The sequence below is a fragment of the Amycolatopsis plumensis genome, from assembly GCF_042652605.1.
In the GTDB taxonomy this organism is placed as follows: Bacteria; Actinomycetota; Actinomycetes; order Mycobacteriales; family Pseudonocardiaceae; genus Amycolatopsis; species Amycolatopsis plumensis.
Genome location: NZ_JBHSJY010000001.1, coordinates 7897760 through 7921920, shown reverse-complemented (window position 1 = coordinate 7921920; position 24161 = coordinate 7897760). Strand labels below are relative to the sequence as shown.

The window sequence follows — 24161 nt, the reverse complement described above, 5'->3', positions numbered from 1 at the left end:
CAAGCCCGGCTCAACCTGCGGGCGAAACTCTCAGGCGCCCCTCGGGGTCAGACAGAGCGGGGAGGACCAGGACACCGCCGTCCCGGTCCACCCCCGCTGTCTCCAGGAGGCCATCGTGGATCCGTCACTCGCCTCCCTGGAACAGGGCATTCCCTTCGCCGACCGGCACATCGGGCCCGATTCCGCCGACCTGGAGCACATTCTCGACCTCATCGGCGTCGCCTCCCTCGACGAACTCGCCGAGCGGGCCGTCCCGCGGTCGCTGCGGGACTCCGCCCAGCCGCTCGAACTGCCACCCGCCGCCTCCGAGGCGCAAGCCCTCGCCGAACTCCGCGCGCTGGCCGCCCGCAACCGGCCGACCGCCGCCATGATCGGGCTCGGCTACCACGACACGGTCACCCCGCCCGTCATCCGGCGGAACGTCCTCGAAAACCCCGCCTGGTACACCGCCTACACGCCCTACCAGCCGGAAATCTCCCAAGGGCGGCTCGAAGCGCTGCTCAACTTCCAGACCGTGGTCGCCGACCTGACCGGGCTGCCCGTCGCCAACGCCTCCCTGCTCGACGAGGCCACCGCGGCGGCCGAGGCGATGACCCTCGTGCGCCGGGCCGGGCGGGCGACGTCGAACCGGTTCGTCGTCGACGAAGACACCCTCCCGCAGACCCTCGCCGTCCTCCGGACCCGGGCCGAGCCCCTCGGCATCGACCTCGTCGTCGAGGACCTCTCCCAGGGACTGACCGGGCTCGGGCTCGGCGGCGACTTCTTCGGCGTGCTCCTGTCCTACCCGGGCGCGTCCGGCGCGGTCCGCGAGCTCGACCTCACCATCACCGAGGCCAAGAAGCACGGCGCGGCCGTGATCGTCGCCGCCGACCCGCTCGCCCTCACCCTGCTGCGGCCGCCGGGCGAGCTCGGCGCCGACGTCGCCATCGGCTCGACGCAGCGCTTCGGCGTCCCGCTCGGCTTCGGCGGTCCGCACGCCGCCTACCTGGCGGTGCGGCAGGGCCTCGAACGGCAGCTGCCCGGCCGGCTCGTCGGCGTCTCGAAGGACGCCGACGGCGCGCCCGCGTACCGGCTCGCCCTGCAGACGCGCGAGCAGCACATCCGCCGCGAGAAGGCGACGTCGAACATCTGCACCGCCCAGGTCCTCCTCGCCGTGATGGCGTCGATGTACGCGGTGTACCACGGCCCCGAGGGCCTGCGGTCGATCGCGCTGCGCACCCACCGGATGGCCACCGTGCTGGCCGCCGGCCTCGCCGAGGGCGGTGTCGAGGTCGTGCACGGCGAGTTCTTCGACACCGTCGTCGCGGCCGTGCCCGGCCGGGCGGACGCGGTCGTCGCCGCGGCCCGCGACCTCGGCATCTCTCTGCGCCGGATCGACGGCGACCACATCGGCATCGCCTGCGACGAGACCACCACCCGCGAGCGGCTTTCCTGCGTCTGGAAGGCGTTCGGCGTCTCGGTGTCCGATGTGGACGGCCTCGACGCGGACACCGCGGACGCGCTCCCGGCCCCGCTGCGGCGGACGAGCGAGTACCTGGCGCACCCGGTTTTCCACGCGCACCGCTCGGAAACCGCGATGCTGCGCTACCTGCGGCAACTGGCCGACAAGGACGTCGCCCTCGACCGCAGCATGATCCCGCTGGGCTCGTGCACCATGAAGCTCAACGCCACCGCCGAAATGGAGCCGGTCACCTGGCCGGAGTTCGCCGGCCTGCACCCGTTCGCGCCGGCCGAGGACGCCGCCGGGCTCCTGGACGTCGTCGCCGACCTGAGCGCCTGGCTCGCGCGGATCACCGGCTACGACGCGGTTTCCCTGCAACCCAACGCCGGCAGCCAGGGGGAGTTCGCGGGGCTGCTCGCCATCCGTGCCTTCCACCGCGCCCGCGGCGAGCACGCGCGGGACGTCTGCCTGATCCCGGCGAGCGCACACGGCACGAACGCGGCCAGCGCCGTGATGGCGGGCATGCGCGTGGTCGTCGTCCGCTGCGACCACGAAGGCAACATCGACCTCGCCCACCTCAAGTCCACAGTGGACGAGCACCGGGCCGATCTCGCAGCGATCATGCTCACCTACCCGTCGACGCACGGCGTCTACGAAGACACCGTCGGCGCGGTCTGCGCGGCGGTGCACGACGCGGGCGGCCAGGTGTACGTCGACGGCGCCAACCTCAACGCGCTCATCGGCGTCGCCCAGTACGGCCGCTTCGGCGCCGACGTCTCGCACCTCAACCTGCACAAGACGTTCTGCATCCCGCACGGCGGTGGTGGTCCCGGCGTCGGCCCGATCGGCGTCCGCGCGCACCTGGCGCCGTTCCTGCCGAACCACCCGCTCCAGCCGGCGGCCGGCCCGGCCACCGGCGTCGGCCCGGTCACCGCGGCGCCGTGGGGCAGCGCGTCGATCCTGCCGATTTCGTGGGCGTACATCCGGATGATGGGCGCCGAGGGCCTGCGCCGGGCGACGCTCGTGGCGGTGGCCAACGCCAACTACGTCGCCCGCCGCCTCGCCGGCCACTACCCGGTCCTGTACGCCGGCCGTGACGGCCTGGTCGCGCACGAGTGCATCCTCGACCTGCGGCCGCTCACGAAGGCCACCGGCGTCACGGTCGACGACGTCGCGAAACGGCTCGCGGACTACGGTCTCCACGCCCCCACCATGTCGTTCCCGGTCGCGGGCACCCTGATGGTGGAGCCGACGGAGAGCGAAGACCTCGCCGAGCTCGACCGCTTCTGCGCGGCGATGATCGCCATCCGCGGCGAGATCGACCGCGTCGCGGCGGGGGAGTGGCCCCTCGAGGACTCGCCGCTGCGGCAGGCCCCGCACACGGCCCGGTGCGTCACCGGCGAGTGGAGCCGCCCGTACAGCCGCGAAACCGCGGTGTTTCCGGCGGGGCCGACGGCGGCGAAGAGCTGGCCGCCGGTCCGGCGGATCGACGGCGCGGCCGGGGACCGGAACCTGGTCTGCTCCTGCCCGCCCCCGGAGGCGTTCGCCTCAGCTCCGTGAGAGGTGAATCATGAGCTCGGCACGGCTGGTCAGGTCCAGCTTCCGGTAGATCTGCTGAAGGTGCTTCTGCACCGTCCGCGGGCTGATTCCCAGCAGCCGGGCGACCTCCCGGTCGGTCGCCGCCCGCGCCACCGCCTCGGCCACCTCGCGCTCCCGCGTGGTCAGCACGTCGAGCGGCACCGCGGTGACCGGCCGGACCGGTGGCGGCTCCTCGCGGGCGAACGCCTGGGCCACGTGCGGGGCGAGCAGGTCCACCAGCTCGCGGTCCCGGGCGGAAAAGCCCGGCCGGGACCGGTTGAGCGTCAGGATCCGCCCGTGCCGGTCGTCGGCCTGGACGACGCAGAGCAGCTGGTCGGCCGTGCCCTGCGGCCGGTAGAAGTCCGTGTACAGCGGCAGCGCCCGCAGCGTGCGCTGATCCGCCAGGTCGGTCAGGGCGGCCGACGTCCCCAGCGGAAGCCGGCCGCCGCGGTGGGCCGCGAACGCCGGGTGCTGGTGGGCCTGCGCGCGGAACCGCGGGTGGCGCAGCAGGTTCTGCTCCGGACGGTCGATCACCGTGCCGGTCAGCCGCCGGGTCGTGTGCTCGGTGCTCGTGCACGCGACGACGTCGCAGCCGACGAGCCGGCCCAGCGCGGCCAGGCCCGCCGCCGGTCCCGCCTTCAGTTCGTGGACGACGTCGAGTGCGCGGTGCAGGCACCGCGCGGTCAGTTCACTGCTCATCCCGCATCCCCCTCGGCTCTCCCGGTCGGAAAAGACCCGGGAAAGCCGAAGGAGATACGAACCGGACGCTACCGGGCGATCCGGACGTTCATCGTCGTGTTCGACCCGGCGCTGACCATCGACTGCGCGATGCTGCTGATCCCCGCGGGTGCGGAGTACTGGTTGTTGTTGCTGTCGCTGGAGTTCGGGAAGATGTTGCCCGAGAACGAGTTGCGGTTGCTGTCGTCCTCGTTGTCGAACCGCCGCGAGAACTCCTGGGAGCCGTTCGGGCAGTTCGCCCCGAGCTTCAGGACCGCGTAGGGCCGGAACGAGCCGGACTGCACGACGCCGCGGAACGCGGTGCCGTTCACCCGGCAGAAGAAGAACTCCGTGGTGCTCGTGCTGCTGACCGCGCCGATGAACCCGCCGCGCGAGTTCGTGTTGCCGGAGTCCTCGTCGTCCATCCGGATCACCACGGCCTCGGTGCCGGCCGGGCACGAGCGGCTCGCCGGGATGACTCCGACGTCGGTCGTGGCCGCCTGGGCCGCGGCCGGGGCGCCGAGCAGCCCGGCGACCGAAGCGAGCAGGAGCGCCGGAACGGTGAAGAGTCGTTTCATGGTGTGCCTTCCTCCCCATTGCTGTGACCGGTCAAGGACACCAACCCGGGGCCTCGGGCGGCCATACGCACTTCTGCGTATGCCCACTGCGGGCGCACAGGAACGGCAGGTAGGTTGACGCCCATGGCGAATGGGCACGGTCCTGATCGGACGTCCGTGGTCGTGACCGGCGGCAGCGGCTTCATCGGCCGGGCCGTCGTGCGCGCCCTCCGCGACCGGGGCGTCCCGGTCACCGTCGTGGACCGGGTCCCCTTCCCCGAAGACACCGACGGCGTCCGCGTCGTCACCGGCGACCTCCGCGACGCGGCCGTCCGCGAAGCGGCCGTGGATCGCGGAACCGCAGGCATCGTGCACCTCGCCGCGCTGACGTCGGTGCTCAAGTCGGTCGAGCTGCCCGAGGACACCTTCGCCGACAACGTCCTGGTCACCCAGGAGCTGCTGGAGCTCGCGCGGCGCCACGAGGTGCCGAAGTTCCTGCTCGCCTCGACCAACGCGGTGATCGGCAACGTCGGCACCGCGACGATCACCCCGGACCTGCCGCTGCGCCCGCTGACGCCGTACGGCGCCACCAAGGCGGCGTGCGAAATGCTGCTGTCGGGCTACGCCGGGGCGTACGGCATGACGACGTGCGCGTTGCGGTTCACCAACGTCTACGGTCCGGGCATGTCCCACAAGGACAGTTTCGTGCCGCGGATGATGCGGGCCGCGCTGACCGGCACCGGGGTCAGGGTCTACGGCGACGGCCGCCAGCGCCGCGATCTCGTGCACGTCGACGACGTCGTCCGCGCGGTCCTGCTGGCCCTCGACAGCGGCTATTCGGGCCACGCGATCGTCGGCGCCGGGCGCTCGGTGTCGGTGCTGGAGATGGTCGAGGCCGTCCGCGAGGTGACCGGCGCCGAGCTGCCGGTCGAGCACGTCGACGCCCCGGCCGGGGAGATGCCCGCGGTCGTCGTCGACGTCGCGGCGAGTGCGGAGACCATCGGCTACCGGCCGGAGGTCTCCCTGACCGACGGCTTGGCCACGGCGTGGAAGTACTTCTCCGGTCTCGCGAACCGGTGAGGGCTTTCCTCAAGCGGCACTGGCTGCTGCTCCTGCTCCTCGTCCCGGCGGTCACGCTCCGGGTGCTGACTTGGCTGGCCTACCGCCCGGCGCTGCTGTACATCGACTCCTTCCGCTACCTCGACAACCTGCACGCCCTGCGCGCCGACCAGCTCAACCCGATCGGCTACGACCTCGTCCTGCGGCCGCTGCTGGCGGTCGGGGGGCTCGCCTGGGTCGCGGCGGTCCAGCACGCCGGCGGCATCCTCATCGCGATCGGCGTCTACGGCCTGGTCCTGCGCCTCGGCGGCCGTCCGTGGGTGGGCGCGCTCGCGGCGACCCCGGTCCTGCTCGACGCCTACCAGCTGCAGATCGAGCAGAACATCATGTCCGAGGTGACGTTCGAGGCCGTGCTTCTCGGGCTCCTCTGGGTCCTGCTCGGCTGGGGCACCCCGGGCTGGAAGCGCGCCGGCGCCGCGGGCCTGCTGCTCGGCTTCGGCGTGCTCACGCGGCTGATCGGGATCTCACTCGCCCTCCCGCTGCTGGTGTTCCTCGTGGTTGCCGGGGAAGCGTGGCGGCGGTGGGCCGGCTGGCGCCGGGCCGGCGTCGGCCTGCTGGGCCTGCTCGCCGTGCTCCTGCCGTACTCCGCCCGTGTGCACGCGGAGACCGGGAAGTGGGGACTGACCGGCCCCTCCGGGAACATGCTCTACGGCCGCACCGCCGCCGTCGCCGACTGCGCGAACCTCCACCTCGCGCCGGAGCTGCAGGTGTTCTGCCCGGCCGAACCGCGCGAGAAGCGGCTCGTCGACAACTACACCCACGCCGACCTCGACCCGAACTGGCCGGGCCCGCTGCCGCCCGGCGTCGACAAGGCCGCCCTGGCCCACCAGTTCGCCGTCGAAGTGCTGAAGGCACAGCCCGGCGACGTCGCCGAAGCGATCCTGGACGACTTCGCGAAGAGCTTCGCCTGGACGCGCGAGCAGGACCCCACCGACGTCCCGCTGGACCGGTGGCAGTTCCAGCTGACGTACCCGCAGTGGGCCGACCAGTCCCTGATCGACCTGGTCACGCTGCAGAACGACGGCGTCGTCGCGAGCGTCGACCGGCCGCCGGCGCAGTTCCTCCGCGACTACCAGCTCGGTGGCGGGTACGTCGCGGGCGGCGTGCTCGGCCTCGGTGCGCTCCTCGGCCTGCTGACGGTGTTCCGGCGCAAGAAACCCCTGGACCGCGCCCAGGCCGGGGCGCTGTTCGCGGCGTCGAGCGGGCTCGTCCTGCTGTTCGCCTCAGCTGCGTTCGAGTTCTCCTGGCGCTACCAGATCCCGGCGCTCGTCCTGCTGCCGGTCGCCGGGGCGCTCGGCTTCACCACGCTGACCTCGGCGAGCCGGAAGCGGCTCGCCGCCTTCCCCGACGACGTCGACTCCGGAGCCCTCGACGACTTCCGCGGCCGCCACCCGGGACTGGCGCTGGCGCCGCTGACCGTCGTCATCGCCGCCTACAACGAGGCCGGCGGCATCGGCGAAGTCCTGGAGAAGATGCCGGACCAGTGCCTCGGCATGCCGGTGGACGTCCTCGTCGTCGTCGACGGCGGGACCGACGACACGGCCGCGATCGCCGAGGCGCACGGCGCGTACGTGTGCGTCGCGCCCCGCAACCGCGGACAAGGAGCCGCACTGCGGCTGGGCTACCACCTCGCGGCCGAGGCCGGCGCCGAGTACGTCGTGACGACCGACGCCGACGGCCAGTACGACAACAGCGAGCTGGAAACGCTCGTCCGCCCGGTCGTCGACGGCACCGCGGACTTCGTCACCGGGTCCCGGCGGCTCGGGCACGAGGAGGCCGACAGCCGCGTCCGGTGGCTCGGCGTCCGGGTGTTCGCGGCGCTCGCGTCGGTGCTGACCGCGCGGCGGATCACCGACACTTCGTTCGGCTTCCGCGCGATGCGGGCGGACCTGGCGTGCGCGGTCCCGCTGCGCGAGCCGCAGTACCAGTCCTCGGAGCTGCTGCTCGGCGTCACCGCCCGCGGCGCCCGGGTGGCCGAACTGCCGATGAGCATGCGGCTGCGCAAGGCGGGCAAGAGCAAGAAGGGCGGCAGCCTGGTCTACGGCGCCAACTACGCCCGGGTCATGACCGGGACGTGGTGGCGCGGGTACGTGCTGCGCCGCGGCCGAACACGACCCGGTCGAGCAGCGCGAACTTGACCAGGAACACCAGCGCGTAACTGGCGACGTACGCGCCGTCGACGAGCACGACCCACCAGAAGTGCGGCAGCTCCAGCGGGGTCAGCAGCGAACCCGCGAGGGTCGTCAGGCCGATCGACGCCAGGCCGCCGAGCCCGACCACCGCGAGGTAGGGCAGCAGCTCGCGGCGGACGCGCGGCCGCCCGGTGCGGCCCCACACCCAGCGCCGGGTGACCAGGAAGTTCAGCATCGCCCCGGCCGCCCAGGCCAGCGTGCTCGCGAGGGCCGCGGCGCCGCCGGTCGCGAGGACGGCCAGCAGGACGACTTGGCTGAGGACCGTGGCGGCGACCGACGTCGTCGCGGCGCGCGCCAGCCGCGCCCAGCCGCGGTGGCGGGTCTTCTCCGCCGTGCGGGGCCGCACGGCGTTGGTTACGGTCGTCATGCCCCCATCCTCCCCGTGGGCCGGTCGCGCCGCCGTCCGGGCCCCTCATGCATAGGAGATTCACAGGTCATTGCCAGGTCTTCATCAGCACGTGATCTATAGCGTTCGTGTGGCGTAAACGAGCAGGAAAGGCGGCACAATGCGTGTGCTGGTTCTCGGCGGTGACGGATATCTGGGCTGGCCGACCGCGTTGCACTTATCGGACAAAGGCCACGACGTGGCCGTTCTCGACAATTTCGCGCGGCGCGGGTACGACGCCGAACTCGGCGTCGAGAGCCTGGTCCCGATCGCCTCGCTCGCCGACCGCATCGCGACCTGGCAGGAGCTTTCCGGCCGGACCATCACCAGCTACGAAGGCGATCTCCTCGACGCGGAGTTCCTGTTCGAAGCGGTGCGTGACTTCGCGCCCGACGCCGTCGTCCACTACGCCGAGCAGCGGTCGGCACCGTATTCCATGATCGACCGCGAACACGCGGTGTACACCCAGCACAACAATGTGATCGGCAACCTGAACCTGCTGTACGCGATCGCGGAGATCGATCCGGCGATCCATCTGGTCAAACTGGGCACGATGGGCGAATACGGCACGCCGAACGTCGACATCGAAGAAGGCTGGCTGGACCTGGAGCACAACGGCCGCTCCGACCGGGTGCTGTTCCCGAAACGGCCGGGTTCCTTCTACCACCTGACCAAGGTCCACGATTCGCACAACATCGAATTCACCTGCCGCGCGTGGGGTTTGCGCGCGACGGACCTCAACCAGGGCGTGGTGTACGGCCAGCAGACCCCGCAGACGGCGCTGGATCCGCGGCTGGCCACCCGCTTCGACTACGACGCGGTGTTCGGCACGGTGCTCAACCGGTTCGTCATCCAGGCCGTGCTGGGCCAGCCGCTGACCGTGTACGGCAAGGGCACGCAGACCCGCGGCCTGATCGACATCCGCGACACCGTGGAGTGCATCCGCCTGGCCGTCGAGCACCCGGCCGAGCCGGGGGAGTTCCGTGTGTTCAACCAGATGACCGAGAGCATGTCGGTGGCGGGCATCGCCGACCTCGTCGCCGACCGGTTCCCCGGCCCGGTGCAGATCGAGCACCTGGAGAACCCGCGCACCGAGGCGCCGGAGCACTACTACAACGTGAAGCACACCGGGCTGGTCGAGCTGGGGCTGCAGCCGCACCTGCTCTCGGACACGCTGATCGAGTCGATGTTCGACATCGTGGGCGCCAACAAGCACCGCGTGAACCCGGAGAAGCTCCGCCCGGCCGTCCGCTGGCGGGGCGCGCTGAAGAGCTAGGCACCCCTCTGCCACGGCCGCTCGTGAGTGGTAAGGCGGGTTAGAACCCGCCTTACCACTCACGAGGCGGTCAGCCGGGCAGCTTGTCGAGGAAGCCGTGCACCTTGGCGATCTTGCCGTCTTCGAGCTCGACGACGTCGAACCCGATGGCGACCGGCTCGGCACCGGGCGTGCCGAGGTACCACTGGAACCGGGCGAGGTCGTGGTGGGCATCCGGGTCGGCGGGCAGGCTGAAGGTGAGCCCGCCGAACTGCGCCTGCGCCCCGGCGACGAACTGGTCGATCCCGTCGTGCCCGGTGACGGCGCCGAGCGGGTCGGTGTAGCCGGCGGTCTCGGTGAAGACGTCGGCGATGAGCGCGCGGCGCTTGTCGCCGTCGGTCTCGTTCCAGACGGCGATGTACTGCTCGACGAGGGTGCGGACGTCGGTCATGAGTGTTTCCTTTCGTTGGGGGACAACGGTTTCGGTCGTCCCTGCGCTGGAACCCACTCTGGCGGCCCGGCCGCGGCGCGTCGATTACGCGGGAGGTAATGCCCGGGCATTACCCCGGAAGTAATGGCCGCGGCTGCGCGGTCCCCGTAGCGTCGCTCGCGTGACGACCATGGTGCAGGCACGGCAGCGGCCCGTCGGCGAGCTGCTGCGGGAATGGCGCGACCGGCGCCGGATCAGCCAGCTCGACCTCGCGATCTCGGCGGACATCTCCACCCGCCACCTCAGCTTCGTGGAAACCGGGCGCTCCAAGCCGAGCCGGGACATGGTGCTGCGCCTCGGCGAGCACCTCGACGTCCCGCTGCGGGAACGCAACCGGCTGCTGCTCGCCGCCGGGTACGCGCCCGCCTACACCGAGAGCGCGCTGGGGGACCCGGGGATGGACGCCGTCCGGCAGGCCGTCCGGCAGCTCCTGGCCGGCCACGAGCCGTACCCGGCCGCCGTCGTCGACCGGAACTGGGACCTCGTCGAGGCCAACACCGCCATCGGCCTGTTCGTCGCCGGAATCCCGGCCGAGCTGACCACCAACGTCCTGCGCGCCACCCTGCACCCCGACGGCATGGCCCCGCACATCCGGAACCTCGGCGAGTGGCGTGCCCACCTGCTCGGCCGGCTGCGGCGCCAGGTGACCCAGACCGCGGACGCGGGCCTCGCCGCGCTCCTGGACGAGCTGCGCAGGTATCCGTGCGACCAGCCCGTGCCCGAGGTCGAGGTGCCCGGGCCGGGTGACATCTTCGTGCCGCTCAGGTTCCGCCACGAGGGCACCGACCTGACGTTCTTCAGCACGGTGGCGACGTTCGGCACGCCGCTGGACGTCACCGTCGCGGAACTGGTGATCGAGTCGTTCTTCCCGGCCGACCCGGCGACCGCGGCGTTCCTGCGCGAGCGGGCCGCCCGGGTGGGATGATGGGGGTCCGCGCAGCATCCGAAGTGAGGATCACCGGTTGATGGCCGTCCCGCCTTCGCTCGCCCTGTCCGTCGGAGTCCGCATCCCCCAGCTGCTGTTCGGCGTCGCCGGCCTGTCCCCGGCCGAAACCGGCCGGGCCGTCCGCATCGCCCTCGACACCGGTTACCGCGGCATCGACGCGGCGCCGGGCACCGAGACGGCGGTGGGCGCGGTGCTCGCCGCGGCCGAGGTGCCCCGCGAAGACCTCTTCGTCAGCGTCCACGTGCCCGCCCAGGGCTACGACACCGCCCGCCGCGCCGCCGACCAGGCACTGGCGGCGCTCGGGCTCGAGCGGGCCGACCTGTGCCTGCTGGACGGCACGAAGGGCGCGTTCACCGACACCTGGCGCGCGCTGGGCCGGCTGCGCGCCGACGGGCGGGCCCGCGCGATCGGCGTGGCCGGGTTCGGCGGCTCCGAGCTGCGCCGGCTCATCGACGCGACCGGCTCGGTGCCGTCGGTCAACCAGATCGAGCTGCACCCGTGGCTGCAGCAGCTCCCGCTGCGCGAGTTCCACGCCGAGCGCGGCATCGTGACGGCCGCCGCCAGCCCGGCCGCGAACGCGGCGCTGCTGTCCGACGAGACGGTCACCGCGCTCGCCGCCAAGTACGGCAAGACCCCGGCCCAGATCGTGCTCCGCTGGCACCTGCAGTGCGGCACGGTCGCGGTGGCGGCGTCGGCCACCACGACCCGGATCCGCGAGAACTTCGGGATCTTCGACTTCGAGCTGGCCGACGACGACCTCGCCGTGGTGGCCGAACTCGACAACGGCACGCGCGTCTAGCGCCCCAATGCGACCTTCGGTGCGTCTCGCGCACCCAAGGCCGCCTTAAGGCGCGGGCTAGGTCGACTTGATCCCGGCGGCGGCGAAGTCGGCCTGCTGGGCCGGCTGCTCCAGGTACTCGCGGAAGGTCTGGGCGGCGCGCAGCGCGGTGTCGTCGATGCCCGGGCCGGCCAGCCCGATGAACGGGTAGTCCGCCGAGCGCGCGTTCGCCACCGACTGCGCGGGCGAGCCGATCATCTCCGGCTTCTTGGTGGTGAGCTCGCTGACCCAGTACGACGACTCCGGCAGCCACCCGGCGGGCAGCCCGCCGATGGAGTCCATCTTCGCCCGGCCGACCAGCGCGTCGAGCACCTGCGCCGACGGCTTGGCTTCGATCACGACGTGCACGCACTGCCCGTGGACGACGGTGGCGGCCTGGTTCCACCGCTGGGCCGCGGCGGTGAGCGGCTTCTGCACGCTCGGGGTGACGACGATCCGCATGTTCGCGGTGCCGCCGTCGCAGCTGTTGGCCTGCGCCTCGGCGCGGCTGTTGAGCTCGTTGTCGGCCCAGTTCCAGCCGACGACGCCGAGTCCGATGAGCACCGCGAGGACGGCGCAGGCGATCGGCCAGCCGGCGATCCGGCGGCGCGGCGCCTTCTTCCCGACGATGCGGTGCGAACCGGTGGCGTCGCTCTTGCCGACGATCCGGTGCGAGCCGGTGCCTTCGCTGCGGGCCGCCCGGTGCGGGCCGGTGCTGTCCCCGCGCCCGGCGCGCTGCGGGCCGGTGGTGTCGCCGCGGTCCGCGGGACGGGTGGCGGTGTCGTCGCGGTCGAGGGTCCGGGAAGCACTGACGTCTTCGTCCGGCCGGGTGATGACCTCGGTCCGCTCGGCGGCGGCTTCGGCCGGGCCGCCCTTGCGACGCGAGCGCGAAGCGGCGGCGGGGTCGGCTTCGGCCCGTCGGGACGCGCGGGTCGGGCGGCCGGAGGAAGGCGCTTCGACGCGGTCGGCGGCCGGACTGTCGCCGCGCCGGCGGCGCGACCGGGTGGTGCTGTCGGCGGCCTCGCCGGGCTGCGGGGAGAGGATGGTCGTGGCTTCCGTGCTCGCCACCGGGTCGCCGGAGGCTTCACCGCGGCGCGGAGCGCGGGTCACGGTGGATTCGCCCCGGCCCGCGGCCGGGTACGAGCCGGAGGCCTCGCCGCGGCGGGCGCCCGTGACCGGGTAGGAGCCCGAGGTTTCGCCTCGGCGGGTGGCGGGGGAGCGGTCGGCCTGGGTCTCGTCTCGGCGCGCGATGGTGGTGCGCTCGGCGGCCGGGTGGAAGCCCGAGGCGTCACCCTCGCGGGTGGCGGTGGGTCGCTCGGCGACCGGGTACGCCCCGGAAGCCTCGCCCCGGCGGGCAGCCGTGGCGCGCTCGGCAACGGGGTAGGAGCCCGAGGTCTCGCCCCGGCGGGTGGCGGTGGCGCGCTCGGCAACCGGGTAGGAACCCGACGTCTCACCCCGGCGGGCGCCGGGGGAACGTTCCGCGACGGGGTACGCGCCGGAGGCCTCGCCTCGGCGGGCGCCCGGCGAGCGCTTGGCGACCGGATACGCCCCCGATGCCTCGCCCCGCCGCGCGGCCGGGCCGTCGGGTGCGGGCGGGAAGCCGGGTGCCTGCGCCCCTTCCGTGAAGAACACCGATCCGGTGGACTCGCCCGCGACCCGGGCGATCCCGAAGGCGTCGGAGATGGAGCTGCGCCCGGGGGTGCGGAAGGCACCGGACGCCTCGCTGCGTCCCTCGGCGGGAACGCGCGGCGTGCGGTCCTGAGGGTGCGGCACCGGCTCCTCGTCCCGGTAGTGTCGCCCCATCCGTCATCCTTTCGGGGTGAGCGCATGTCAAGCACGCGCTGCTATGCAACCAAACCGTTATCACCCTAACAGGTGAGTATCGGTGAGAGAATAATCTGACTCACAGTTGATCGTGTTCAGGGTGCTGCGCTGACCAGGCGATGGCAATGCGCAATCAGGCGATGACGCAGCGGCGCCGCCCGGCGGGCGAACTCCCCTTGGGCCCGGGCGTATTCGGCCCGGCCCGCCGCGGTCTCGATCCGCACCGGCGGGTAGCCCAGCGCCGCCAGGTCGTACGGGCTGGCCCGCATGTCCAGCGTCCGGATCTCGGCCGCCAGCTCGAAACAGTCCGCCACGAGCTCCGCCGGCACGAACGGGTCGAGCTTGTACGCCCATTTGAACAGATCCATGTTCGCGTGCAGGCACCCCGGCTGCTCGAGTGCGACCTGCGTCTCCCTCGACGGCGTCAGCCCGTTCAACGGCCGCGCGTCGGCGGTGAAGAAGCGGAACGCGTCGAAGTGCCCGCAGCGGATGTCCAGCGACTCCACGACCGCGTCGGTCCCCGCCGAGCCGAGCCGGAGCGGGACCTGGTCGTGCCGCACCGAGTCAGCGGGCTCGCGGTAGACCATCGCCCACTCGTGCAGGCCGAAGCAGCTCAGCCGGGGCGCGCGGGACGCCGTCGCGGTCAGCAGGCCGAGGACGAACTCGGCCGTCCGGACCTTGCCCGCGCCGAAGCCCGCCGGGTCGAGCAGGACGCCGTCGGCGGTGGAGACGTACCCCTTGCGGTCCAGGAAGCGCCGCGCCGCGGGCCCGGCGAGCGCGACGCCGGGCCCGGGCTGCCATCGCTCGAGGTGCGACGGCCGGTACGAGTAGTAGGTGAACAGGAAGTCCAGCACCGGGTGCTTCTCGCCCCGCGACCGCCGCTCCTGGTGCGGGCCGGTCCAGCGCCGCATCCGGGAGACGTGCGCCGCCTCGCGGGCCAGCCAGTCCGGCTCCGCGAGCACCTCGACATCGGTCATGCGCCCACGTGGGTGCCGTCGCGCACCGTGCCCACGTACTCCTCGACCAGGTCTTCCAGCGCGACGACGCCGACGGCGTCGCCGTTCGCGTCCAGCGCCCGCGCGAGGTGGCTGCGTTCCTTGCGCATGGCCGAAAGCGCGACGTCGAGCCGGGCGTCGGCACGCAGTTCGGTCAGCGCGCGCGTCTTCGAAGCGGGCACGGTCGTCTTCGGGTCCTGTCCGGCCAGGTCGAGGATGTCCTTGACGTGGATGTAGCCGGTCAGCCGCCCGTCGTCGGTGCACACCGGGAACCGCGAGAACCCGGTGGACGACACGGCCTTCTCCACCTCGCCGACGGTCGGCCCGCACGGGAGCGTGGTCAGCTCGGCGGTGGGCACCAGCACGTCGGCCACGGTCTTCTGCACCGACGAGAGCGTCTGGGCGAGCCGCTGGTGCTCGGACTGGTCGAGCAGGCCCTCCCGGCGCGACTCGCTGAGCAGCTCGGCCAGCTCGTCGGAGGTGTAGGCCGTCTCCAGCTCGTCCTTCGGCTCCACGCGGAACGCGCGCAGCAGCGAGTTGGCGATGAAGTTCAGCAGCCAGATGAACGGGTTGGCCACCTTCACCCACGCGACGTGCGCCGGGACCAGCCACAGCGCGAGCCGCTCGGGCTCGGCGATGGCGAGGTTCTTCGGCACCATCTCGCCGATGAGCACGTGCGCCACGGTGATGAACGCCAGCGCGATGGCGAACGAGATCGGGTGCAGCAGCGCCTCGGGCAGGCCCAGCGCGTCGAAGCCCGCAGCGAGGCGGTGCGCGATGGCGGGCTCGCCGAGCCGGCCGAGCAGCAGCGAGCAGATGGTGATGCCCAGCTGTGCGCCGGCGAGCATCAGCGAGACGTGCCTGCTCGCGTTGATGACGATCTTCGCGCGCGTCTTGCCCTGCTCCAGCAGCGCTTCGAGCCGGTCGCGCCGGGAAGAGATCAGTGTGAACTCCGCGCCGACGAAGAACGCGTTGGCCAGCAGCAGCACCACGACCAGGGCGATGTTCAGCCAGTCGGTCACGAGGCCACCTCCGCTTCCGAGGCCGCTTCCTGCGCCGAGCGGACCGGGGCGACCTCGACCTCGGCGATCCGGTGCTTGTCCATCACCGTGACGGTGAGCAGCCAGCCGTCGACGTCGGTGGCGTCGCCCTCGGCGGGGATCTTGCCGAGCCGCTCGAGGATCAACCCGGCGATGGTCTCGTAGTCGCCGTCCGGCATCCGGAACCCGGTGACCCCGGTGACCTCGTCGGCGCGCAGCTGCCCGGACACCAGCCAGCTGTCGGTGCCGACCTGCTGGGACGCCGGGGCTTCGCGCTCGTCGTGCTCGTCGCGGACGTCGCCGATGATCTCCTCGACGACGTCCTCGAGGGTGACCAGCCCGGCCGTGCCGCCGTACTCGTCGACGACGATGGCCAGCTGGAAGCGCGAGTCGCGCAGGCGCAGCAGCAGGTCGTCGCCGGGGAGGGACTCCGGCACGGTCGGCACCGGCCGCATGACCGACCCGATCGGCACGGCGGCCCGGTCGGCGGCCGGCACCGCGAAGGCCTGCTTGACGTGCACGGCGCCGCGGACGTCGTCGAGGTCCTCGGCGTGCACCGGGAACCGCGAGAACCCGGTGCGGCGGGAGATCTCGATGAGGTCTTCCACGGTGTCGTCGATGGCGAGGGACTCGAGCTGCACCCGCGGGGTCATCAGCTCTTCCGCGGTCCGCTCGCCGAACCGCAGCGAGCGGTCGAGCAACTCGGCGGTGGACGTGTCGAGCGTGCCGCTTTCGGCGCTGGACCGCACGATCGAGCCGAGTTCCTGCGGCGACCGCGCGGACCGCAGCTCTTCCTGCGGCTCGACGCCGAACTTGCGCACCAGGAAGTTCGCGCTGTTGTTCATCAGCGTGATCAGCCAGCGGAACAGCGCGGAGAACCGCGAGTGGTAGCCGGCGACCGCGCGCGCGGTCGGCAGCGGCCGGGCGATCGCGAGGTTCTTCGGCACCATTTCGCCGAGGATCATCGACAGCGACGTGGCCAGGACCAGCGCGATGACGATCGACGCGCCGCCGGAGAACCCGGCCGGGAGCCCCAGGCCGGTGAGCAGCGGCCGGACGAGCTCGCCGATCAGCGGCTCGGCCAGGTACCCGGTGACCAGCGTGGTCAGCGTGATCGCGACCTGGGCGCCGGAGAGCTGGAAGGAGAGCGTCCGGTGCGCCTTCTGGACGGTGACCGCCCGGCGGTCGCCGACCTGGCGGACGTTGGCCTCGACGGTGCTGCGTTCCAGCGCGGTCAGCGAGAACTCGGCCGCGACGGCGAGCCCGGTGCCGATGGTCAGCAGGACGAAGAGGAGGACGCCGGCGACGGCGAGCAGGATCTGGATCATTCCGCACCCGCCTCGGTGGCGGGGGATGAACCTATCGGACAGCCGGGTCGGTCACCCGGCCCGGTACTGTCACCGGGTGACTGCGCTGCGCGCACGAAACGGTCACTCCTAGCGATAAATCGGTGTGTACTGCGGTTATTGCGGACAATCTTAACGTGTCTTTCGCGCTCGCCGCTCGCGTACCGGGTGTGTCGGAGCGCTCATCCGCGGCTCGGCCGGTGCCGGCGCACGGTTTCTTCGACGAGGTCGAGCACCGGCCCCAGCCCGGCGGCGGGCAGGCCCATGGCCAGGTGCGAGACGAGTCCTTCGAGGACGAGTTCCAGGAAGGCGGTGAGGACGTCGACGTCGACGTCGTCCCGCAGGTTCCCGGCCTCGCGCTGCCGCAGCAGCCGCAGCCGGGTGGCGGTGGTGAGCTGCTCGGACCGTTCGGCCCACCGCCCGCGGAACTCGGGGTCGGTGCGCAGGCGCCGGGACACTTCCAGGCGCGTCCCGAGCCAGTCGGCGGGGTGGTCACCCCCGGCGAGCAGGTCCCGCATGACCTGGACGAGGCCCTGTTCGGCGACGACGTCGGCCATCCGGAGGGCATCGTCCTCGGCGAGGGCGAGGAAGAGCGACTCCTTGTCCCGGAAGTGGTGGAAGATGGCCCCGCGCGACAGGCCGGTGGCTTCCTCGAGGCGCCGGACTGTGGCACCTTCGTAGCCGTAGCGCGCGAAGCAGACGCGCGAGCCGTCGAGGATCTGGCGCCGGCGTGCGTCGAGGTGATCCTGGCTTACGCGTGGCATCCTGAAATCCTGGCACCGCGGACGGGGATCTCGCAATCCGTACGTACGTACTGTGACCGGGAGTGCAGGGAACCGACGGCCGACCCCCACCGTCCGAACGTTGCGGCGATTCGCTGACACGAAGTGAGACGGTTGGCTAAGGTTTGCCCCATCACGGTGGGTGAGCTGAGGGGAAGGTGCGGTCGTGATCATCGGTGAGGCCGGAGCGGCGGCGCAGGCTCTCTGGGGTGACGTCTTCGACACCCCGGGCCGGGTCTATGGCGGTGGGGGCAAGGGCGGCCAGTTCAAGATGGACCCCGAAGAGCTCTCCGCGGTGATCGGCCAGTGGGAAGACCTGGTCGACAAGATCGTCGAGGACGGGCAGAAGATCCGCGAGCTGGCGGCACTGAGCACCGTGGCGCCCGGCAAGGACCCGGCCAGCGGGAACTTCGCCTCGACCAGCTCCGATTCGATCATCGCCCTGCTCACCCAGAACGACTCCATGCGCAAGTACGCGCAGGACTACATCAAGAAGCTCAAAGCAGCGCAGTCGAAGACCGTGGTCACCGACCAGGACCTGTCCGACACCTTCAAGGCATAGGCGAGCCGAACTTGTTCCGAAGCAAACTGGGTGTCCTGGCGGTCGTCGTGACCGTGTCCGCAGGGCTCACGACCGCGTGCACCACGACGACCGGAGGCACGGCGTCCCCGTCGACGGCCTCGTCGTCGGCGGTGTCCGGCTCGCCGTCGGCTGATCCCGAAGTTCCGAAGGTCTCCGCGCCCCTGGACGCGAGCAAATACGTCACCGACACGTGCGCTCTGGTGCCGAAGGACGTGCTGGCGTCGCTGGGGATGCCCGAGGCCGGCACGTTTCAGCCGAAGGGTGACACGCTGTTCACCAAGGCGGGCCCGACGTGTGCGTGGAAGATCAGCGGCCAGGGCATCGGCGTGCTGGTGTCGCTGGGCACCGGTAGCCGGGACGCGGGATCCGGTGGGCTGGCGGGCCTTTACGCCGCCTACCGGGCCAAGACCGTGATTCGCTTCCTGGAGCACGCCCCGGACGTCGACGGTTACCCGGCCGTCTACTGGGGACCGCTGGACGAACGGCCGATGGGATCCTGCGGGATCGGTGTGGGCATCGCCGACGACCTCACCTTCGACGTGTATGCGCAGGGCTACCAGGGAGCCGACGACTCCTGCGGGGCGGCCAACCAGGTGGCGTCGAGCGTCATCAAGACACTCAAGGGGGCATGACGAGTGGACGGCAAGCAGATCTACGACAACTTCAGACAGGGCGACACCTCCGGGCTGCAGCAGATGGCGCAGACCGTGCAGGAACTGTCCGACGCCTACATGGAACGGGGCGCGAGCATCAAGGCGCTCCAGGCACGCATGGTCGAATCGTGGAGCGGTGACGCCGCTGACGCCGCGAACTCGGGCGCGGGGCCGATGGAACGTGCCTTCCACGACAGTTCGGCGCCGCTGGACGTGACCTCCGCGTCCGTCAAGACCCAGGCTGCCGTCTTCGAGGATTCGAGCAACACCGTCGTCGAGGTGCCGCCGAAGCCGGACAAGCCCAATCCCTGGACCACCGGCCTCAAGGCCGCCATCCCGATCGCCGGGCCGTTCATGGCCAAGGACGACATCGACAACTATCAAGAGGGCATGGCGCGGTACAACGCCGCGAACGAGACCAACGTCCGCGTGATGGACCAGTACAGCAACGCCACCAACAGCACCCGTGCCGCTCTGCCCACCGACTACGGCGTGCTCGAGGCCGACGGTGCCGCCATCTCGGTGAACACCCCCGTCGGTCCTGGCCGGATCCAGCCGCCGCCCTACATTCCGCCGGAGACGCCGCCGCGGAACATCGGGCATGGCGATGACGACCGCACCTCCACCACCGGCTTCGACCCCGGGCAGACCGGCGGCGGCGACAAGCCCGGCGGGAACGGCGGAACCGGAGGGACCGGCGGCACGGGAGGCACCGGGGGAACCGGAGGCACGGGAGGAACCGGCGGCACCGGAGGAACGGGTGGCACCGGAGGCACCGGCACCGACGACACCCACACCACCGGCACCGGCCGCCCAACCCTGCCGACGCGCCCGGGCCAATCGACCGACCAGCCCGGCAAAACCCCGCCCGGCACCGGCGGGATCGACTTCTATCCCACCAGCACAGGCCAGAACTACGGCCAGAACTACCTGAACCCCAACGACCCCAACGCCACCCCCGGCGGCCGCGGCCCCACCAGCGGCAACGCCGGCGGACGGCTCCTCGACCCGACCGGCCGCGGCGGAACCGGAACCGGAACTGGAACAGGAACCGGCAGCGGCACCGGATCAGGCACCGGCAGCGGGGCCGGCGAACGCGGGCTCGGCAGCGGCCGCGGCTCCGGCATGGGCAGCCTCGGCAACGCCGCTGCAGCGGAAGCCGCCGCCGCGCGGGCCGCTGGCTCGCGGGCCGGGCAGATGGGGCCGATGGGGCCCGGTGGCCGTCGCGGTGAGGGCGAAGACGACGATGAGCACCAGCGGCCGGACTACCTGATCGAAGCGGATCCGGACGCGATCTTCGGCACCGACCAGCGGACCAGCCCGCCGGTCATCGGCGAATAGGCAGGTGGACGTGGCAACAGGCCGGGTGGATGTTCCGGTCGAGGCGCTGGCCGCGCTCGCCGAACGCGAGCAGGTCGGCCAGCTCCACCTCACCCTGCGTCCCGAGCCGCTGTGGCTCTCGGACGAAGAGCGCGAGGAGGCCGGCAAGCGGATCGACGCCGCGCTCGCCGAGGCCGGGCTGGTCGATGCCAGGGGCCGGGCCACCGTCGACTTCCTCGACTGGCTCCCGCTGCTGGTCAGCCCGGCGCGGGAGTGCTACGGCTGGGTCGGCACCGGCGGGCAGACCTACGGCGTGCTCGCCGCGGCCAAGGGATTGCAGGCGGTCCTCGCCGTCTCCGACGGGACCCACGTCGGCGTGCAGGAGATCGACCGGAACCGGCTGGCCGAGTCGCTCGTCGAGCAGCTGCCGCCGGTCGGTCCCGGCGGGGGACGGCGGCGGACCGTGCGGGTGGCGGACCTGACCGAGGCGGCCCGCCGCGGGCCGGCCGCCCACCCGCTCGACCCGGCCGTCGCCGACATCGTCAGCCTGGTGCAGCGGCCGGTCTCGGGCAGCGGGGAGCTCTACGTCGGACGGCGTGACGACGTCGGGCGGCACACCTGCCTGCAGCAGCCCCTGCACTACGCCGACACCGACTGGGGCCGGTACCTCAGCTACACGTCCGGCTCGGGCGAGGACGCGGTCATCCACATCGGGCCGGCGGGCCCGCAGGAGCTGGCCGACACGCTCACCGAGCTGGCCGGCACGCTGAACTGAACGAAAAGGCGGTGCGCGGCGGCGCCTCCAGCGGATAATGTGACAGCGCTGTTGTATCCGGCTGGGAGGACGCGCCGATGTACCCCGCAATCGAACCGTACGACCACGGCATGCTCGACGTCGGCGATGGGCACCAGATCTACTGGGAGACCTGCGGGAACCCCGACGGCAAGCCCGCGCTCGTGGTGCACGGCGGCCCCGGTTCCGGCTGCTCGGCGAACGTCCGCCGCTTCTTCGACCCGGCGCGCTACCGGATCGTCCTGGCCGACCAGCGCGGCTGCGGCCGCAGCACCCCGCACGCCGGCGCCCCGGTCGCCGACCTGTCCGCCAACACCACCGAGCACCTGGTGGCCGACTTCGAGCGCCTCCGCGAACACCTCGGCATCGAGAAGTGGTTGCTGTTCGGCGGTTCCTGGGGCTCGGTGCTCAGCCTGGCCTACGCGCTGCGCCACACCGAGCGCGTGAGCGAGATCGTCCTGATGGGCTTGGCGACCGACCGCTTCATCGAGATCGAGCTGCTCATCCGCGGCCTCGGCGCCTACTTCCCGGACGGCTTCGCGAAATTCCGCGACGGCGTGCCGGAAAGCGAGCGCGACGGCGACCTTTCGGCGGCCTACCACCGGCTGCTGATGGACCCGGACCCCGCCGTCCACCACCAGGCCGCGAAGAACTGGTGCGCCTGGGAGGACGCGATGCTCCCCGGCGTCCCGCCCCACGACGACTTCGAAGACCCGGCCTACCGGCTGTGTTTCGCCCGGCTCGTCACGCACTACTTCAGCAACCGGGCGTTCCTCCCGGACGGCGAGATCCTGCGCGAGGTGGGCAGGCTCGCGGGCATCCCGGCGGTGCTGGCACAGGGCGTGCTGGACACGAGCAACCTCGTCGGCACGCCCTGGCTGCTGCACCACGCCTGGCCGGGCAGCGAACTGGTGATGCTGGACGACGTCGGGCACACCGTGTCGGCCGCGTCGATGCAGGAGGTCCTGATCGGCGCGACCGACCGGTTCGCGCTCAGGGGATGACGAGCGCCGGCTCGCCTTCCGGGGCGAGCTCGGCCTCGGCGCGGCGGGCGCGGTTGGCCTCGGCCAGCCGGAGCCCGGTGACGCGCAGCGGCAGCCGGTCCAGGTTCCACTCCGCCAGCAGCAGGGCGATCTTCGCCTGCATCTCGGTGCGCAGCCGCAGGAACGAATCGGCCGGGTCCGCGCCGACCTCGCCCAGCAGCAGCCACCACGCCCAGGCCGCCGCGCCGGCGTTGGCGACGAAGTCAGGGACCACCGCGATCCCGCGGGCCGACAGCGCGGCTTCCGCTTCCGGCGTCGTCGCCGCGTTGGCCGCTTCGACGACGACCTTGGCCCGCACCGCGCTTTCGTTGTCCGGCCGCAGCGCGTAGGAGATCGCGGCCGGCACGAAGATGTCCGCGTCGATCCCGACGATCGTCTCGCGCGGCAGCGAACGGACCCCGGCGGGCAGCCGGGACCGGTCCACCTCGCCGAAGCGGTCGCGCAGGTCGAGCAGCGCCGGGACGTCGAGGCCGGCGGGGTCGTACAGCGTGCCCGCCGCGTCGGCCACCGCGACCACCTTGACCCCGGCCTCGTGCAGGTACCAGGCCGCTCCGCCGCCCATGGTGCCGATGCCCTGGATGGCCACCGTCGTTTCGCGGACGTCCCAGTCCCAGGCCGCCGCGACCCCCAGGCACGCCTGCGCCACGCCGTAGCCGCCGACGACGTCGCCGAGCAGCAGCCCGCCGGGGACCGGCGCGTTGAGGCCCGCCTGCACCCGGCGCAGGGTGCGCGCCGGGTCGACCGAACGGCGGATCGCCGCGTGGTACGACTGCTCCAGGCCGAGCTCGGCGAACACCGAGTCGATCAGGAGCTGGGGCACGCCCAGGTCCTCGGCGGTCACCCAGTGCGCGTCCAGCCACGGCCGCAGGAACGCGCAGAACCGCTTCAGTACGTCGAACGCGCGGGGGTCCTTCGGGTCGAAGTCGATGCCGCCCTTGGCCCCGCCGACCGGGAGGTTGAACGTCGCCGTCTTGTTGGCCATGCCCCGGGCGAGGTCCTCCACCTCGGTCATCGTGCAGCCGGCCCGCATCCGGGTGCCACCGGTGGCGACGCCGGAGACCAGGCTGTGCACGACCAGGTAGCCGTGCGCACCGGTGACGGGATCGGTCCACGTGAGCCGCATCAGCGGCTCGGCGTTGCGCGGGGTCATTCGGCCACTCACCTCCAGGGAAGTCCGGGGCGGCCTCGTGACCGCCATCACGAGCGTGCGCCCCGGGTGGCCCGCCCGTCCATTTAACGCTGCTGCACGATCTCGTTTAAGTTTTGTGCATGGAGCTTTCGTTGCACCGCTTGCGGATGCTGCGCGAGCTGCACCGCCGGGGCACCGTGACGGCGGCGGCCGCGGCGCTGCACTACACCGCTTCGGCGGTGTCGCAGCAGCTTGCGCAGCTCGAACGGGACGTGGGCGCGAAGCTGTTCGAACGGCTCGGCCGGCGCGTCCAGCTGACCGAGCTCGGCACCCTGCTCACCGAGCACGCCGAAGAGATCCTCGGCTCGGTCGAGCGGGCCACCCTCGCCCTGGAGGAGGCCCAGGAGGCCCGCACGGTCCGGCTGACCGCCGGGGTGTGGGCGTCGGTGGCCTCCGGCCTGCTGCCGACCGCGCTGACCGCGCTGGCCGGCGAGCACCCGGGCATCGAGGTCCGCACCCGCGAGCTGGCGCCGGAGGACACCGCCGAGGCGGTCCGCGACGGCAGCCTCGACCTGTCGTTCGTGATCGACTACTCCGACGCGCCGACGCCGTGGGATTCCGGGCTGGAGCGGGCGGTCGTCGCCGTGGAGCGGCTGCACGCGGCGGTGCCGCGCGGTGCCGTGCCGTCGGGGTCGGCGTCGCTGGACGACCTCGCCGAGCACCCGTGGATCCTGGCCGGCGCCAAGTCGCACTTCGGCCGCGCGATGCGCACCGCCTGCCGCCGGCACGGCTTCGCGCCGAAGATCAACCACGAGGTCGAAGAGCAGTCGACGGCGATGGCGATGGTCGGCGCCGGGCTGGGCGTCACCCTCGTCTCCGACCTGGGCCTGCGCTTGCTGCGGCCGCCCGGGATCGACGTCGTCACGCTCACGACGCCGCTGCTGCGGACGGTGTCGATCGCCTACCGGCGCACCGCGTTCCGGCGCCCCGCGCTGCACCTGGTCATCGACGCCGTGCGGGCGTCCGCGGCCGAGCTCGGATTGGGTACCGAGCCGGCTTTGCCCTGATCCGGGGCTTCTTACAGGGTGGTGAACACCTCCCGCAGCGCAGGAACCGCCCTGAATTTGTCGTACCCCGCGTGTAGCGTCCGAAGACG

At 72.0% G+C, this 24161-nt stretch carries 22 protein-coding genes; 12 read left to right on the top strand and 10 right to left on the bottom strand.

All coding sequences use genetic code 11. From position 1 onward, the window contains the following. Nucleotides 1–115 precede the first annotated feature (115 nt). Entirely contained in the window at nucleotides 116–3001 is a 2886-nt protein-coding gene (gcvP, locus tag ACFPLC_RS38185; protein ID WP_378236071.1) for an aminomethyl-transferring glycine dehydrogenase, read from the top strand. Here the strand turns inward: gcvP and ACFPLC_RS38180 are convergent. Further along, nucleotides 2990–3718 (bottom strand): helix-turn-helix transcriptional regulator, encoded by a 729-nt coding sequence (locus tag ACFPLC_RS38180; RefSeq protein WP_378199334.1) that lies wholly within the window; start codon nucleotides 3716–3718, stop codon nucleotides 2990–2992. The two genes, gcvP and ACFPLC_RS38180, sit on opposite strands and share 12 nt — an antisense overlap. A 68-nt stretch (nucleotides 3719–3786) precedes the next feature. Then, nucleotides 3787–4314, bottom strand: a complete 528-nt coding sequence (locus ACFPLC_RS38175) for a hypothetical protein (RefSeq protein ID WP_378199331.1) — start codon at nucleotides 4312–4314, stop codon at nucleotides 3787–3789. Between the two features lie 123 nt (nucleotides 4315–4437). On the opposite strand from ACFPLC_RS38175, the gene ACFPLC_RS38170 reads away from it, so the two are divergent. Then, a complete protein-coding gene (locus tag ACFPLC_RS38170) occupies nucleotides 4438–5373 on the top strand; it encodes an NAD-dependent epimerase/dehydratase family protein (protein WP_378199328.1) in 936 nt (311 codons plus the stop codon). Continuing rightward, nucleotides 5370–7550 (top strand): glycosyltransferase family 2 protein, encoded by a 2181-nt coding sequence (locus ACFPLC_RS38165; RefSeq protein ID WP_378199325.1) that lies wholly within the window; start codon nucleotides 5370–5372, stop codon nucleotides 7548–7550. The genes ACFPLC_RS38170 and ACFPLC_RS38165 overlap by 4 nt, the downstream gene beginning before the upstream one ends. On the opposite strand, the gene ACFPLC_RS38160 is transcribed toward ACFPLC_RS38165, so the two are convergent. Further along, a complete protein-coding gene (locus ACFPLC_RS38160; RefSeq protein ID WP_378199323.1) occupies nucleotides 7474–7971 on the bottom strand; it encodes a GtrA family protein in 498 nt (165 codons plus the stop codon). The two genes, ACFPLC_RS38165 and ACFPLC_RS38160, sit on opposite strands and share 77 nt — an antisense overlap. A 139-nt stretch (nucleotides 7972–8110) precedes the next feature. Here ACFPLC_RS38160 and ACFPLC_RS38155 point away from each other — a divergent pair, with 139 nt between their 5' ends. Then, nucleotides 8111–9265, top strand: coding sequence for an NAD-dependent epimerase/dehydratase family protein (locus ACFPLC_RS38155; protein ID WP_378199320.1), 1155 nt, complete (start codon nucleotides 8111–8113; stop codon nucleotides 9263–9265). A gap of 70 nt (nucleotides 9266–9335) precedes the next feature. Here the strand turns inward: ACFPLC_RS38155 and ACFPLC_RS38150 are convergent, their stop codons facing one another. Further along, a complete protein-coding gene (locus ACFPLC_RS38150) occupies nucleotides 9336–9695 on the bottom strand; it encodes a nuclear transport factor 2 family protein (RefSeq protein ID WP_378199317.1) in 360 nt (119 codons plus the stop codon). Nucleotides 9696–9864: 169 nt separating this feature from the next. Between ACFPLC_RS38150 and ACFPLC_RS38145 the strand changes: the two genes are divergently transcribed. Beyond that, complete coding sequence (locus tag ACFPLC_RS38145; RefSeq protein WP_378199526.1) at nucleotides 9865–10659, top strand: helix-turn-helix domain-containing protein; 795 nt, start codon at nucleotides 9865–9867, stop codon at nucleotides 10657–10659. A 40-nt stretch (nucleotides 10660–10699) separates the two neighbouring features. Next, a complete protein-coding gene (locus ACFPLC_RS38140) occupies nucleotides 10700–11479 on the top strand; it encodes an aldo/keto reductase (RefSeq protein WP_378199314.1) in 780 nt (259 codons plus the stop codon). Nucleotides 11480–11536: 57 nt separating this feature from the next. On the opposite strand, the gene ACFPLC_RS38135 is transcribed toward ACFPLC_RS38140, so the two are convergent. The 5 genes from ACFPLC_RS38135 to ACFPLC_RS38115 form a co-directional block, all read right to left on the bottom strand. Then, nucleotides 11537–13300, bottom strand: coding sequence for a hypothetical protein (locus ACFPLC_RS38135; protein WP_378199311.1), 1764 nt, complete (start codon nucleotides 13298–13300; stop codon nucleotides 11537–11539). A gap of 116 nt (nucleotides 13301–13416) precedes the next feature. Beyond that, nucleotides 13417–14298 (bottom strand): 3-methyladenine DNA glycosylase, encoded by an 882-nt coding sequence (locus ACFPLC_RS38130; RefSeq protein ID WP_378199308.1) that lies wholly within the window; start codon nucleotides 14296–14298, stop codon nucleotides 13417–13419. Further along, nucleotides 14295–15338, bottom strand: coding sequence for a hemolysin family protein (locus ACFPLC_RS38125; protein ID WP_378199305.1), 1044 nt, complete (start codon nucleotides 15336–15338; stop codon nucleotides 14295–14297). Before ACFPLC_RS38125 ends, ACFPLC_RS38130 begins: the two co-directional genes overlap by 4 nt. After that, nucleotides 15335–16684: a hemolysin family protein gene (locus tag ACFPLC_RS38120; RefSeq protein ID WP_378199302.1), complete on the bottom strand. Its 1350-nt coding sequence runs from the start codon at nucleotides 16682–16684 to the stop codon at nucleotides 15335–15337. The genes ACFPLC_RS38125 and ACFPLC_RS38120 overlap by 4 nt, the downstream gene beginning before the upstream one ends. Nucleotides 16685–16884: 200 nt before the next feature. Further along, nucleotides 16885–17466 carry a TetR/AcrR family transcriptional regulator gene (locus ACFPLC_RS38115; protein WP_043784004.1) on the bottom strand — a complete coding sequence of 194 codons (582 nt, stop codon included), beginning with the start codon at nucleotides 17464–17466 and terminating at the stop codon, nucleotides 16885–16887. Nucleotides 17467–17650: 184 nt separating this feature from the next. Between ACFPLC_RS38115 and ACFPLC_RS38110 the strand changes: the two genes are divergently transcribed. From ACFPLC_RS38110 to pip, 5 genes are all read left to right on the top strand, one after another. Beyond that, nucleotides 17651–18046, top strand: coding sequence for a hypothetical protein (locus tag ACFPLC_RS38110; protein ID WP_378199298.1), 396 nt, complete (start codon nucleotides 17651–17653; stop codon nucleotides 18044–18046). Between the two features lie 11 nt (nucleotides 18047–18057). Then, a complete protein-coding gene (locus ACFPLC_RS38105; RefSeq protein WP_378199295.1) occupies nucleotides 18058–18699 on the top strand; it encodes a DUF3558 domain-containing protein in 642 nt (213 codons plus the stop codon). Between the two features lie 3 nt (nucleotides 18700–18702). Further along, entirely contained in the window at nucleotides 18703–20061 is a 1359-nt protein-coding gene (locus ACFPLC_RS38100; RefSeq protein ID WP_378199292.1) for a WXG100 family type VII secretion target, read from the top strand. Between the two features lie 25 nt (nucleotides 20062–20086). Then, complete coding sequence (locus ACFPLC_RS38095; RefSeq protein WP_378199523.1) at nucleotides 20087–20815, top strand: ESX secretion-associated protein EspG; 729 nt, start codon at nucleotides 20087–20089, stop codon at nucleotides 20813–20815. Between the two features lie 77 nt (nucleotides 20816–20892). Further along, complete coding sequence (pip, locus tag ACFPLC_RS38090; protein WP_378199289.1) at nucleotides 20893–21837, top strand: prolyl aminopeptidase; 945 nt, start codon at nucleotides 20893–20895, stop codon at nucleotides 21835–21837. On the opposite strand, the gene ACFPLC_RS38085 is transcribed toward pip, so the two are convergent. Then, on the bottom strand, nucleotides 21827–23026 hold the full coding sequence (locus ACFPLC_RS38085; protein ID WP_378199286.1) for a Glu/Leu/Phe/Val dehydrogenase dimerization domain-containing protein: 1200 nt from the start codon (nucleotides 23024–23026) through the stop codon (nucleotides 21827–21829). The genes pip and ACFPLC_RS38085 overlap by 11 nt on opposite strands. A 119-nt stretch (nucleotides 23027–23145) precedes the next feature. Between ACFPLC_RS38085 and ACFPLC_RS38080 the strand changes: the two genes are divergently transcribed. Continuing rightward, nucleotides 23146–24072: a LysR family transcriptional regulator gene (locus tag ACFPLC_RS38080; RefSeq protein ID WP_378199283.1), complete on the top strand. Its 927-nt coding sequence runs from the start codon at nucleotides 23146–23148 to the stop codon at nucleotides 24070–24072. Nucleotides 24073–24161 lie beyond the last annotated feature (89 nt).